The organism is Mariniflexile sp. TRM1-10 (assembly GCF_003425985.1).
GTDB lineage: Bacteria > Bacteroidota > Bacteroidia > Flavobacteriales > Flavobacteriaceae > Mariniflexile.
This window is the reverse complement of sequence record NZ_CP022985.1, coordinates 4,511,028-4,523,990: the sequence shown is the minus strand read 5'-3', so window position 1 is coordinate 4,523,990 and position 12,963 is coordinate 4,511,028. Positions and strand designations below refer to the sequence as shown.

Sequence of the window (12,963 nt, the reverse complement as noted above, 5' to 3'; positions counted from 1 at the left end):
GCTGGGGTATTTTTACGCTCCGCCCTGTGTTCGGTTGAAGGCTTTTTTGAGTTGCATAGCAGGGCTACGGAAGGAAGAAAAGACAAAAAGCGAATGCAAAAGGACAATTTTAGCTAATTATGAAGAGTTTAAACGAGTTCAATATCTGGATTGGTTATTTAGCTAAATAAATCCATTATTTCGGGAGTAATTCGTGCAGGACGTTTTGTTTGGCTGTTTATTAAACACCAAGTGGTTTCAGATTTTGCCAGTAATTTATCGGAGTCCTTATATATTTCAACCATACGGGTTGTTGTAACGCCTTCAGAATTTATTACATAGGTTTTAAGTGTAATAACATCGTTTAACAATGCCGGACTTTTGTATTCTATGTAATGGGACAGCATGATCCAATGATAGTCATCTATAATCTTTGATGATGCATTCTTCAGCCAATGGGCTTTGGCAACATCTTGTACCCATTCTACATACATAATGTTGTTAACATGGTTAAGTTCGTCTAAATCGTTTTGGGTCACTACTAGGGTCGTTTCAAAAGTTTGCATTTGGTTTTAAGTTTTATGATAAAATTTAAATGAGTTCAATACGAAAGATAAAAAATTCGTGTTTAATAAATCTCTTAAAATTCTGTTTAAAGTTTGAATTATATAAGAGGTATTAAGAATGTTATAACATTCATAAGTTAATATCATGTATCTTTATAAGATTAAATAATCGTATAAATCAAGGTATTATGAAAAAAATAGTCATTTTGTTGTTAATGGTATCGTCATTGGCAGCATTCCCAAACACAGTGATGGCTGCTGAAAACGCACCAATTAATACAACAGCTCCAACTCCAGCTCCAGCTGAAATTCCTGCCGAAGTTAAAGTGATGTTGAATCGTTTAGAAGAAATCAAAGCCTTAGACAAATCGACTTTAAGTAGATCTGAAAGAAAGGAACTCCGTAGAGAAGTACGAACAATCAAGAAAGATCTAAGAGCCGCTGGAAATGGTCTTTATATTTCATCGGGTGCCATTATCATCATTTTACTTTTAATAATTATACTTTAATAAGTTAACAATTGACAATTAGCAATTAACGATGAATAATAATCACTAGTAAATAGTCAAATCAATGAATCAACAAATAAACAATAATGTTGATAATTAGGACTTGGACAAACTATTAAGAAAGAGAAAGGAAATGGTATTAAAACAGCCTGTCATACAGAGCACTTCGACAAGCTCAGCACAGGCTTTGTCGAAGTATGAGCCTATCAAAGCTATCGAAAGAAGTATCAGTAATGGACTTCGACAAGCTCAGTCTGACAACATAGGGTTTAAATTGGCTTTGTGAAGCGTAGTTAGTCAAGCCTGTCGAAGCACACTTTGATATAAATTTGAGTTCAATCCTTATGTCGAACTCAAGTTAAAAGTATGGTTTCCTATATAAGTTCTCTTAATTTTTGGGCAGCAATTTCGGGTGTAATATCGCGTTGTGGCGACCCAAACATTTCGTAACCAACCATAAATTTCTTTACGGTTGCGCTACGTAATAGAGGCGGATAAAAACTCATGTGCCAATGCCAATGGTTGTTATCTTTTCCGTTGGTTGGTGCTTGATGAATCCCACTGGAATAAGGAAATGAGGTATTAAACAATTTATCATAAGCTTTGGTTATTACAGAAATGGCTTCAGCAAAAAGGAATGAGTCATTGCCTTTTAAATCTGAGATGCTTTGCTGCTGCTGTTTAGGAACGATCATGGTTTCAAAAGGCCAAATGGCCCAAAACGGAACAAGTACCACAAACCTATCATTTTCAAAAATAATACGTTCTTGCTTTGTTAATTCCTGTTGAATGTAGTCACCTAATAGGCTCGATTTATTTTTGTCATAATAAGCACGTTGTTGTTGGTCTTTTTTGTCAACTTCATTAGGTAACGTGGTTTGGCTCCAGATTTGGCCATGTGGGTGTGGATTGCTACAACCCATAACGGCGCCTTTGTTTTCAAAAATCTGAACGTAATTTATAAGGGGATTGCTACCAAGTTCGGCGTATTCTTTCTGCCATGCGAAAACCACTTTCTCAATATCCTTAGCATCCATATCGGCCAAACTTTTAGAGTGGTCCGGACTAAAGCAAATCACTTTACAGATGCCTTGTTCGCTTTGTGCAATTAATAAGCCATCATTGACATTAAAGTTTTTAGATTCTGTTTGAAGCGCAGCAAAATCGTTGGTAAAAACAAATACGTCTTCATATTTTGGGTTTTCTTCGCCATTAATTCGGGTGTTTCCGGCGCATAAGTAACAACTAGCATCGTAAGCTGGTCTAACAGCGTTGGAAACAGCTTCGTTTTGACCCTGCCATGGGCGTTTAGCTCGGTGTGGTGATACTAAAACCCATTCACCTGTTAATATATTATAGCGTTTATGTGAATAATCTTGTAAGTCGGTGTTCATTTTAAAAGAGTTTTATTTATTTAATTACATGCGTTCCGTTAGACAGTTTAACGGCATAGATGGAGCAGTCCTTATTAAATTTAGCTTTATAAGCTTTAGAGACAGTTGTTTTAAAAGCTTCCACAGCATTTTTAGAAATCAAGTTTATAGTACAGCCTCCAAAGCCACCGCCCATCATTCTTGCACCTAAAATATGTGCGTTTAATTTGGCTTGCTCTACAAGAAAATCCAATTCGTCACAACTTACTTTGTACTGTTTGGACAAGCCCTCGTGAGAACCATAAATTAAAGCGCCTAAAGTTTCTAAATCACCATCAAGCATGGCTTGCGACGCTTTTATGGCACGATTGTTTTCTTGAACAACATATAATGCTTTTTGATAGTTTTCAGGCGTAACTTGGTCTTTAATTGTAAGTAAATCGGCTTCGGTTGCATCTCTTAATGCCTTGATGCCCAATAATGAAGCAATATTTTCACAAGCTGAGCGTCTATCGTTATAAGCGCTATCAGATAAACTATGTTTTACATTCGTGTTTATTAAAATAAGTTCGTGGTCTTTAAAATTAATTTCAAATGGTGTCGCTTCTACCGTTCTGCAATCTAATAATAGTGCATTGTTTTCAATACCAAACATACTGGCGTATTGATCCATAATACCACAATTGACACCTACATAATTATGTTCGGCTCTTTGCGAGATTAGAATCATTTCGGTTTTAGACAATCCTAAATTAAAAAGTGCGTTTAAACCAAACACCACACTATTTTCCAGGGCTGCCGAAGAAGACATACCAGAACCCGCGGGAATATCACCACTGAAGGCAATGTTAAAATTTCCAACCACTTTATTTTTGTTTTGCATTTCGGCAACAACACCCAAAACATAGTTTTCCCAACTGCCTTCAGATGAGGGTTTTAGTTTGTCTAATTCAAACGTTATACTTTCGTTCATGTCAATGGCATAGGCTGTAGATACTTTGGCATCACTTTTATGAAACGCAGCAACAATGCCTTTATCTACTGCTGCTGGAAATACAAAACCATCGTTATAATCGGTATGTTCGCCAATAATGTTGATTCTTCCAGGTGAAAAAATCATCAATGGGTTGGCATTAAATTTATTAATGAAACTATCTTTTACTTTGCTAATTAATGTTGAATTCATTTTATGTTTTTGAAATTATATTAACCTAAGGTTCCAATTTACTTGATACTCTTCATTAGGTTTTAAGGTTTGTAAACCCATGTTGTTGTTAAAGCTGTCTGATACACCTGTAGTTGGTTCTATAGCAATCGTATTCACTTTTGGCGGCGTATAAATTTGTAAAAAATTCTCTTTGGAAGAAGCGCTTATTAAAAGCTTATAATCTGGTGTGTTAAATTGTGTTTGGTTGGAATTTAAAATAAAGCAATCATCTAATTTTTTGTCTTTTATCTCAAAATGAGGTTCATTGTTAATATCGACAATGCCAGTAGTTATACAACGCTCATCAAAAACGAGTTGTTTGTTGCTCTCAAAATTAAGTGTGCTATTAAATAAGTCGCTGCTACTAAAATAGGGATGCCAGCCAAGAGTAAATGGAAATGTTTTGGCATCAGTATTTTTAACTAACACATTAACATCTACCGAATCTTTTTTTATAATATATTCAAGCTGAATGGAGTAGGTGTATGGAAAGCCGACAGATTCCTTGTCTTCATTATATAATAATGTAATGGAAGCAAAATGTTCAGTTTGTTCTTGTTTAACTATTTGGAATGTTTTATTGAAAACCAAACCATGTAAGGCATTGTTGTTGCCCGTTTCATTAATTTGAAATTGAAATTCTTTACCATCATACGTGTATTTTCCATCTTTTATTCGGTTAGCAAACGGAAATAATATTGACGATGCGTAGGTATTGTTATATGTTAAAGGGGATAAATCTTCAATAATGGTTTTACCATCAAGTTTTAATTCCTGTAAACTGGCGCCTTGGTTGACGCAAATTTTTGCATAACATACTTTTTCTGGGTTTTCAACTTCAATAAAATCTAAATCATTAGATGTATTTAAAATGTGTTTTATAGTGTACAATATAGAATGTCTTAGTTGAATTCGTTTAAACTTTTCTCAATTGGCTAAAAAATTTAAACAAGTTCGTTTGGTTGATAAGAATTTTGCAAATATACTAAGTGAAAATTAAAATGCTATATGTAGTATGGAAATAAAAAATCCGTAAACATTTCTGCTTACGGATTCGTATTTAGATAGAATTTATTTTTGTATTACTTTTTTTGAAATTGTTTACTGAAAACAAGGAACAGCACGCCACATAATAACCAGGTGGGTAATGTTACGAACGATAAGAAAATATCAAACTGAAGCGATATGGAATAAAATATACCGAAGCTAATGGCCCAAGCCAGTAATACCGATTTATTGAATTTTATATTGGCGTATTCTGCGTAATTTTTAATGACGCCATATTTTTTTGAAAAGAAATGTTCAAAAACAATAACGGCTCCAACTGGAGCTAATATAAAGCCATATAGCGCAACGAAGTCTAATAATTTCATGGCAAAGGCAGGAAATAAACCCGCTATGGTTGCAATAGTTCCAGCTAAAATCGTTACCCAAAACGTAGAAAGTTTAGGGATGATGGCTTGAAATGCTAAGCCAGCTCTGTAAATGGTTGGGTTGGCAGTTGTCCAACCGGCCAATACAACGGCAATAATTCCGAAAATACCAATAGCGTTATAAGCTAACGGACCGGGAGCTACTGGTGGTGCTTCACCGTTTGATAAAAAGGCTTGAGCTTCAGGTGAATTTAAATAAACGGCATATAGTAAACAAGCAGCAATCCACGCCATATAATGACCTACATACATACCTGCAGCGGTTGTCCACCCCGAACTTGCTTTTTTAGCAAAACGGAATACTGATAAATCGGACATACCAATATGCATAGCAGCATTGGCAAACCAAGACCAAATAACAACATGCCAAAAGGTGTATTTTATTTGCCCAGGAAATGGGTCTCTGCCTTCACCCCAAATATCCCAAAATTGAGAAAAGCTAGAAACGCCCAATTGGTTTAATGCTACCACACCGCAGGCTAAAAAGGCAATTACAATAACAGGAGACATCCAATTGGCAGCTTTTGAAACCGTATCGTAACCTCTAGCAGCTATAATGGATATTACAGCACCTAGTACAAGTACAATAACAACCCAAGTAATACCATTAGGGAGTGTATCTGTTAACTTAGGCATGGGCATATCAAAAGGAATACCAACAGCAGTTGCCGACACGGTTATCATAGAACCTGCTAAAAAGCAAAACAAAACACCATTGGCAATGTTGTAGCCAGTAACTAAGTTTTTACCACATATTTTTTCCAGTTGAAAATAGAGGGTTAATCTGTTTTTAACAGCAATTTCAGCAGTTAAGTATCTCCAAGATAATACGGCTAATAAATTTCCAACTAGAAGTCCGATAATTAAATCGAAAGCACTAACACCCGCAGTTAAAAATAAGGGGCCAATCATAAATTCGGTACCAGCGGCATGCTCGCCAGCATACATGCCAAGAAAACTTTTCCAGCTTTTTAATTTTGATTGCGGCACAGGGGTTCTTTCAAATTCACCTCCTGTAATCTCCTCTATCATATCTTCTTCTCTGTGATATTGTGTCATAGGTTTTATTTATTTAGTTAGTATTGGTTAATTATTAAACGAGTTCATTGTTTCATTTCTATGATTGTCAAAGAAACACAAACTACGATAAAAACTTTTTTCTTAAGTCTTCTACTTGGTCATCATTTATCGGCACCATTTTTCCTAAAGAGTTTCCTAAAACTATAGATTTTGCACTAAATTCGGCTACTTCTAGATAATCAAATGTTTGAAGCAATTTATCTCCTGTAATCATTACGGAGTCATTTTCGATGATCAAAGCCGTAGTGCAATTATTTAAAAATTCAGAAGTCTTATTGGTTTTAAAATGGTCACCATATTTAACAGTAGCAATATCTTGTAAAAAGATCCAGCTTTCAGGAATGGTACGCACATTTAAGTGTGTTTTTGTCACTCCAAATGACATTAAATACGGTGGTTGTGTCATAATAATAGAATTTACATTGGGGTTGCGTTTGTAAATTTCTTCATGTATCCATGTGGCTCTACTAGGTGTTTTGCCTTTTTCCCTTTTACCATCTTTTATTTGAACGATATCTTCAATATCCATATCCCAACGATTTACGTTTGTTGGAGAGATTAAAAAATCGTTGTTTCGCCATCGCATCGAAACGGTTCCGTAAGAACTTATCATAAGCCCTTGTTGACAGGCACGTTGAACAATTTTACAGATTTCCAATCGTTTTTCTAACTCATCGGACGGGTAGTCGGTTTTTTCCATTTCTGGAATCATCGAGGGTACTTGGGCTTCAAATTCATCAATTTGAGCATCAGTTAAATAATTTGGTGTGCCAATTTGTGAGCCATACAAAATAGTGCGTGCACAAAATTCCAAAGTTTCAAACCTTTGAAAGGCATCAGATAAATCACTTCCTCCTAAGACGGTTCCATGATTTTCCATAATAATGGCTTTGTAGCCTTTTTTAAATTCGTCAGCAATCACTTCACCTAATTGTTCGCTTCCGGGTAATTCGTAAGTAGCGTAACCAATGGGGCCGCAAATATGTTTTGCTTGGGATATGATGTTGGTATTTGGTATTTTACGAACAATACTAAAAGAAACCAATGCTGGCGGATGTGCGTGAATTACAGACCTGATGTCTGGACGTGCTTCGTAAATGGCTTTGTGAAAAGGAAATTCGGATGAAGGTTTATGTTTGCCGATAACAGTGCCATCTTTTTTAACACAAATAATATCTGAGGGTCTTATAGAACCTTTATCAATGGCGGAAGGTGTTACCCATATGTTACCTTCATCATCAATTATAGAAATATTTCCACCAGAAGTTGTAGTCATACCTCTTTTGTAAATCCGACTAATAATTTCTGTTATCTGGTCGCGTGGATGAACTAATTTTATTCTTTGTGACATAATTCTAATTATTTGGATATATCTCTTAGGTAATAATGAACGGCACGTGTTTTTTTAATGAATAATTTTTCTTCAGGAATTTAGAATTCAATTCTGTATCTGAAATTGAAATAGCAGCTCCTAAGGCAGAGCCCAACGAAGAATCTGTAGTTCTTAATTTCATATTTCTAAAGTAATGTGATAGTAATTTCACATAAAGGTCGTTATCGCTAAACCCACCATCGATATATAATCTTTTTATAGAGTCACTACCAATAACATCTTTAATGCTTTTTATTTGAAGCAATACCAACTCCGTCATTAGTTGATGGTAGGCGTCTTCAAATTTGGTATATGGTATTTTGGTTTCTTTGGGCATGTTGCTATCGGTTAAGCTTTCCCATTTAAACATATGTTCGAAATCTTTAATAATTTCGGCATAGGTTTCATAATTAAACTTTACATGGCGGTGGTAATCTTGAGATACGCCAAAATGTTTATCTAATTTGCTAACCTGAATTTTGTATTCATTTCCTAAAAATAAGCGGGTTGCCTTAACAGGTTTACCATTGATTCGCATGTAGTTTATAGAATCTTTATCGTGCGTATCCTCAATAATGGGATGGTCTGTAAAAGGATTTAATGTAATGCTCCAAGTGCCGGTAGAAACGAGCACAAACTTTTTCTTTACGCTTCTAACATAAGGCAGTAAAGCCGAAGAGCTATCGTGAATGCCAACACCAATTTTAATGCGTTTTCCATTGTAGTTCATGTTAACACTGGTTTCGGTAGATACAATAGTTGGTAGTATGTGATGTAGCTCTTCTTTATAAACCCACTCGTGGTAGTCCTTTTTTGTGTAATCCCACAGTGCCGTATGGCAACCAATACTGGTATATTCACTTAACGGGATGCCTGTAAAAACATAACTTAGGTATTGTGGCAGGTGTAACGAGTATTTGATTTTTTTAAACACTTCAGGTTTGCTATATTTTAGCCAATAGAGCTGTAACCCTGAATTTAAAAGACTTAAATCAAAACAGCCCGTTGTTTTAAGAAATGCTTCTCGTGGGCCATATTTCTCTAGAAAAGAATCAACAATGCTTTTGTCTAAAGGTTTGGTATAGTTGTAAAGTGGCGTAAGTACTTCACCGTTTTCATTTATATGAACAAAACTAGCGCCATAGGTTGAAAAATTGATGGCTTTCACATTAAATTCGGAAGCTTTAAGAATGTTTTCAAAAACACTTTTTAACCAACTTTGAAGCGCTGCTAGATTTTCGGTAGGAAAACCATCTTCATCTTCAATTTCATCAAAGTGTGTATATTCTTTATAAACTTCTTTATAATCTTTATCAAAAAGAAAGAATTTTTTATTTGTTTTTCCAATATCAAAAACAGCTGTTACGTCTATCATACAAAACTATTATAAACCTGTTGCTACGGTATTTTTGCCCCTTTCTTTAATTAATAGATTTCTAACGTCTAACGAACGGTATGCTTGAATTGGGTTTAACGCAGCACCTTTTTGCAATCTGGCATGGGCTAAAAGCGGTCTTACATCTGTTCTATAGGCGTCTTGTAAAATTTCCTGACATGTAACGACATCATTATTTAATTGTGCCGTTTTTAATAAATCTTGGTCCACTAAAAGTGCTTTAGCATAGGCTTCCTGAATGGCTTCAAGCGATTGTATTAAATCTTCTAAAGGGTCTTTAACGTTGTGGCTAGCATCAATCATCCACGCTAAATCTGGGTTTTGCGGGTTGTTTTGCATGCCGTAAACCAATTCGTTGAAAATTAAGAATAGGGCATAAGGTTTGATGCTTCCAACAGTTAAATCGTCGTCACCGTATTTGCTATCGTTAAAGTGGAATCCACCTAATTTACCTTTCAACATTAAAATAGAAACAATCTGTTCTATGTTGCTGTTTGGTAAATGATGGCCTAAATCGACTAAAGAATACGCCTTATCCCCACACGCATTGGCAAGCATAAACGATGTTCCCCAATCTTGAATAACGGTGCTGTAAAAGTTCGGTTCGTAAGGTTTGTATTCGATTAACATGCTCCAATCATTGGGCAGTCCTTTGTAAATGTCTTTTAAACTGTTTTCGGTATGTTGCAGTGCTGTTTGAAAGTTGTTTTGTCCAGGGAAACAAGACCCATCGGCCAACCAAACGGTTAAGCTTTTAGAACCTAATTGATTACCAATATTGATAACATCTAAATTATGCTGAATAGCTTGTTGCCTAACAGCTTCACTGGTGTTGCTTAAAGAACCATATTTGTAGCTTTCTTTAGCATTTTTCTGGTCTTGAAATGTGTTAGAGTTTACCGCATCAAAGGTAATATCCAAACTGCTAGCCAATTCTTTAACAGCTTTATAATCCTGTGGAATATCCCAAGGAATGTGAAGCGACACAGCACCTGCTGTTTGTGTTAATGAATGAATTAAACCAACATCTTCAATTTTTTGTTCCAAGTTTGAAGGTTCTCCGTAAAAAGAAAAACGTCCAAAACGGGTACCGCCAGCACCTAATGCCCAACTTGGAATGGCAACTTGAAAGTCTTGTAGTTTTTTAATAATGGTATTAACATGAACGCCTTTTTTTGATAAACTATTTGATAAAAAATCAAAATGCTCTTGATGCGATTTTAAATCTTTACTGTTAGCGTCTTGTATATGGTTTGGTTCTATTTTCATGTATTTATTTTTAAGTTTCAAAGTTGCAGAGTTTCAAAGTTTCAAAGACTCTTGATTCTTGGCTCTTGGTTCTATTTTCTATTCCATAACCCCTAATAATCATTTCCTTGAGTGTACAAAGTTTTGGTCATGGTCGTTTCATGTGTTTATACCTATTGTTTTTTAACGGTCATATGGACATGAGCGATAGCGAACTGGCGAAGCAATCGCTTTATTTTTATAGGTGTTTATCTCACAAAAAAATGTTTTCATTGGTGTTCGATGATTTTCAATTGCTTAAAGCAAACTTTTTGTTAATGGCGATTTCATGAATTGGTAATTTTTTTAGTAGCAAGTTAGCAAATTAAAAAGCTTTAGGTTTGGGTTGTAATGAGAAAAAATTAGCTGTTCTAAAAAAAAACTCCCATATATATTTTAATATGCTATGGAAGTTTTTTACAAACTAAAACTAACTCAAAATGTCTTATCTGACAAATGCGTTGGCCATTCCACCATCAACATTTATAATGTTTCCTGTTGTTTTGTCTAAAATGGCAACCAATGAAAATACACCGTTGGCAATATCTTCAGGATATATAATTTCGTTTAATAAATTTCTTTTTGCATAATGAGCAGGAAGTTCTTCTACAGTAATGCCGTAAGCTTTAGCACGACCTTCTGCCCAAGCACCTTCCCATATTTTACTGCCTACAATAACACCATCTGGGTTAACAGTATTGACGCGTATTTTATCTGGTGCTAATTCAGCGGCCAATAAACGGGCCATGTGTTGTTGTGCCGCTTTAGCAGTACCATAACCAACATTATTTGGTCCAGAGACCAATCCATTTTTACTAGCGATGCTAATGAAGTTTCCTCCTAAATTTTGTTTGCGCATCACTTCCACACCAACTTTTGCCAATTCAAACTGACCTTTAACCAATACATTTTGTAAAATGTCCCAGTCTTTTTCGGTAGTTTCTTCAATAGGTTTAGAAATTGCCAATCCTGCACTGTGTACAATTATATCAACTCCGCCAAATTCCAAACAGGCTTTATCGAAAGCTTCTTTAATAGAATTATAACTGGTAACATCACATACTGCATAAGTAGATACATCGCGTTTGTAAGTTGCGTTGGCTTCTTTTAAGCTATCTTCATTTATATCGGTTAAAACGACGTTAGCACCTTCGGCAGCTAATTTATCGGCAATCGCTTTTCCAATACCACCACCAGCACCAGTCACTAATGCTATTTTACGTGATAACGGTTTTTCTTTTGGCATTCTAGAAAGTTTTGCTTCTTCCAATAACCAATATTCAATATCAAACGCTTCTTGTCTTGGTAGCGAGGTATAAGACGTTATAGCTTCGGCACCACGCATGACGTTAATGGCATTGATGTAAAATTCGCTGGCAACCCTGGTTGTTTGTTTATCTTTTGAAAAACTAAACATACCTACTCCTGGATAAATAATGATCACAGGATTCGGATCGCGCATGGCTGGACTATTGGGTTTTTTACACGTATTATAATAGTCAGCATATTCTTGTCTATATGTTTCAAAAGCAGGTTCTAATTTTTTTAGAATAGCTTTGGAATCTGATAAATCCTCTTGAGCATCTAAAGTTAAAACCAAGGGTTGGATTTTTGTTCTTAAGAAATGGTCAGGACAAGACGTTCCCATAGGGGCCAATCTTGCTAAGTCATTACTATTGATAAACTCCAAAACCACATCGCTATCAGAAAAATGACCAATCATTTGGTTTTCAGAAGAACACAAACCTCTTAATAAAGGCATTAACTGAGCAGCTTTTTCCAAACGTTCTTGTTTAGGTAAGCTTGATACTTTTTGGCCGCCAAAAACGGATCCTTTTTCTTTTATTTTCTTTTCGATATATTCAGAAGCCATTTCTATAACTTCCAAACTATTTATATAGCATTCGTAAGATGTATCACCCCAAGTGAATAACCCGTGGCTACCAAGAACGATTCCCCTAATGCCAGGATTATCGTTTAAGCATTTTTCTAATTGTAGGCCTAGATCGAAACCAGGACGTTGCCAAGGCACCCATCCCATAGTATCTCCCCAAATTTCCTTAGTCACTTTTTCACTGTCTTTAGCAGCAGCAACTGCTATTAAAGCATCTGGATGTAAGTGATCTATATGTGCAAATGGTAATAATCCGTGAAGCGGCGTATCAATAGATGGTGCTTTACTATCTAAATCATAAATACAGTGATTAAAAAGACCAACCATGCGGTCTTCGTCACTTAAACCACCATAAACATTTTTCAAATCACGTAATCTTCCGGTGTATAAACCAGCAATTCCTGAACGCGTTAATGTTCCGATATCGCCCCCAGAACCTTTAACCCACATAACCTCAACTTTTTCATTTGTTAACGGATCTTTTTCTATGGTTTTACAGCTAGTATTTCCACCGCCGTAATTGGTGATTCTCAAATCGGCACCTAATATATTGGATCGGTATAAAAATAAAGCAACTTGATCGTCATTTAAAGCGGCTGCTTTCTTATCATCCCAAAGGTAATCTACGTATTTGAATTTTTTTGTTGTTATATTCATGAGCATTGTTAAAATTTACTGAGCAAAAATAAACTAAGCCAATAATGTTTCTATCCTGTACTGTACTGTAATTTACCAAAAATTGATGAATTTATAAAAAATGCATTATAGGTCTATGTTTTTTTTAACTAAAAGGTTATGGAATAGGTTGTTTTAGTAATTGTATATTAGACATTTATAAATATTTCAACTTATAAAAAGCCATGGAGT

The 12,963-nt window shown here is 35.4% G+C and carries 10 protein-coding genes; 1 reads left to right on the top strand and 9 read right to left on the bottom strand.

The features are described 5' to 3' along the window. Positions 1-158: 158 nt before the first annotated feature. Entirely contained in the window at positions 159-545 is a 387-nt protein-coding gene (locus CJ739_RS18600; RefSeq protein WP_117178056.1) for an acyl-CoA thioesterase, read from the bottom strand. Positions 546-733: 188 nt separating this feature from the next. Here CJ739_RS18600 and CJ739_RS18595 point away from each other — a divergent pair, with 188 nt between their 5' ends. Beyond that, positions 734-1,054 (top strand): hypothetical protein, encoded by a 321-nt coding sequence (locus tag CJ739_RS18595; protein WP_117178054.1) that lies wholly within the window; start codon positions 734-736, stop codon positions 1,052-1,054. A gap of 374 nt (positions 1,055-1,428) precedes the next feature. Here CJ739_RS18595 and CJ739_RS18590 read toward each other — a convergent pair whose 3' ends face one another. The 8 genes from CJ739_RS18590 to CJ739_RS18555 form a co-directional block, all read right to left on the bottom strand. After that, positions 1,429-2,448 carry a UDP-glucose--hexose-1-phosphate uridylyltransferase gene (locus tag CJ739_RS18590; protein WP_117178052.1) on the bottom strand — a complete coding sequence of 340 codons (1,020 nt, stop codon included), beginning with the start codon at positions 2,446-2,448 and terminating at the stop codon, positions 1,429-1,431. 16 nt (positions 2,449-2,464) lie between these two features. Further along, entirely contained in the window at positions 2,465-3,613 is a 1,149-nt protein-coding gene (gene galK, locus CJ739_RS18585; RefSeq protein WP_117178050.1) for a galactokinase, read from the bottom strand. 15 nt (positions 3,614-3,628) lie between these two features. Further along, positions 3,629-4,525 carry an aldose 1-epimerase gene (locus CJ739_RS18580; RefSeq protein ID WP_162880267.1) on the bottom strand — a complete coding sequence of 299 codons (897 nt, stop codon included), beginning with the start codon at positions 4,523-4,525 and terminating at the stop codon, positions 3,629-3,631. A gap of 191 nt (positions 4,526-4,716) precedes the next feature. Next, on the bottom strand, positions 4,717-6,126 hold the full coding sequence (locus CJ739_RS18575; RefSeq protein WP_117178046.1) for a purine-cytosine permease family protein: 1,410 nt from the start codon (positions 6,124-6,126) through the stop codon (positions 4,717-4,719). A gap of 82 nt (positions 6,127-6,208) precedes the next feature. After that, on the bottom strand, positions 6,209-7,498 hold the full coding sequence (locus CJ739_RS18570; protein ID WP_117178044.1) for a class II aldolase/adducin family protein: 1,290 nt from the start codon (positions 7,496-7,498) through the stop codon (positions 6,209-6,211). A 25-nt stretch (positions 7,499-7,523) separates the two neighbouring features. Further along, complete coding sequence (locus tag CJ739_RS18565) at positions 7,524-8,894, bottom strand: FGGY-family carbohydrate kinase (protein WP_117178042.1); 1,371 nt, start codon at positions 8,892-8,894, stop codon at positions 7,524-7,526. 9 nt (positions 8,895-8,903) lie between these two features. Next, the gene (locus CJ739_RS18560; protein WP_117178040.1) at positions 8,904-10,184 is read right to left on the bottom strand and encodes a sugar isomerase; all 1,281 of its coding nucleotides are present in this window, start codon (positions 10,182-10,184) and stop codon (positions 8,904-8,906) included. 463 nt (positions 10,185-10,647) lie between these two features. Continuing rightward, positions 10,648-12,753 (bottom strand): bifunctional aldolase/short-chain dehydrogenase, encoded by a 2,106-nt coding sequence (locus CJ739_RS18555; protein ID WP_117178038.1) that lies wholly within the window; start codon positions 12,751-12,753, stop codon positions 10,648-10,650. Between the last annotated feature and the right edge of the window lie 210 nt (positions 12,754-12,963).

Excerpts from the sequence above, each read along its gene's own strand:
- galK (WP_117178050.1), bottom strand. The coding sequence starts at position 3,613 with ATGAATTCAACATTAATTAGCAAAGTAAAAGATAGTTTCATTAATAAA.
- CJ739_RS18590 (WP_117178052.1), bottom strand. The coding sequence starts at position 2,448 with ATGAACACCGACTTACAAGATTATTCACATAAACGCTATAATATATTA.
- CJ739_RS18600 (WP_117178056.1), bottom strand. The coding sequence starts at position 545 with ATGCAAACTTTTGAAACGACCCTAGTAGTGACCCAAAACGATTTAGAC.
- CJ739_RS18555 (WP_117178038.1), bottom strand. The coding sequence starts at position 12,753 with ATGAATATAACAACAAAAAAATTCAAATACGTAGATTACCTTTGGGAT.
- CJ739_RS18575 (WP_117178046.1), bottom strand. The coding sequence starts at position 6,126 with ATGACACAATATCACAGAGAAGAAGATATGATAGAGGAGATTACAGGA.
- CJ739_RS18570 (WP_117178044.1), bottom strand. The coding sequence starts at position 7,498 with ATGTCACAAAGAATAAAATTAGTTCATCCACGCGACCAGATAACAGAA.
- CJ739_RS18560 (WP_117178040.1), bottom strand. The coding sequence starts at position 10,184 with ATGAAAATAGAACCAAACCATATACAAGACGCTAACAGTAAAGATTTA.
- CJ739_RS18565 (WP_117178042.1), bottom strand. The coding sequence starts at position 8,894 with ATGATAGACGTAACAGCTGTTTTTGATATTGGAAAAACAAATAAAAAA.
- CJ739_RS18595 (WP_117178054.1), top strand. The coding sequence starts at position 734 with ATGAAAAAAATAGTCATTTTGTTGTTAATGGTATCGTCATTGGCAGCA.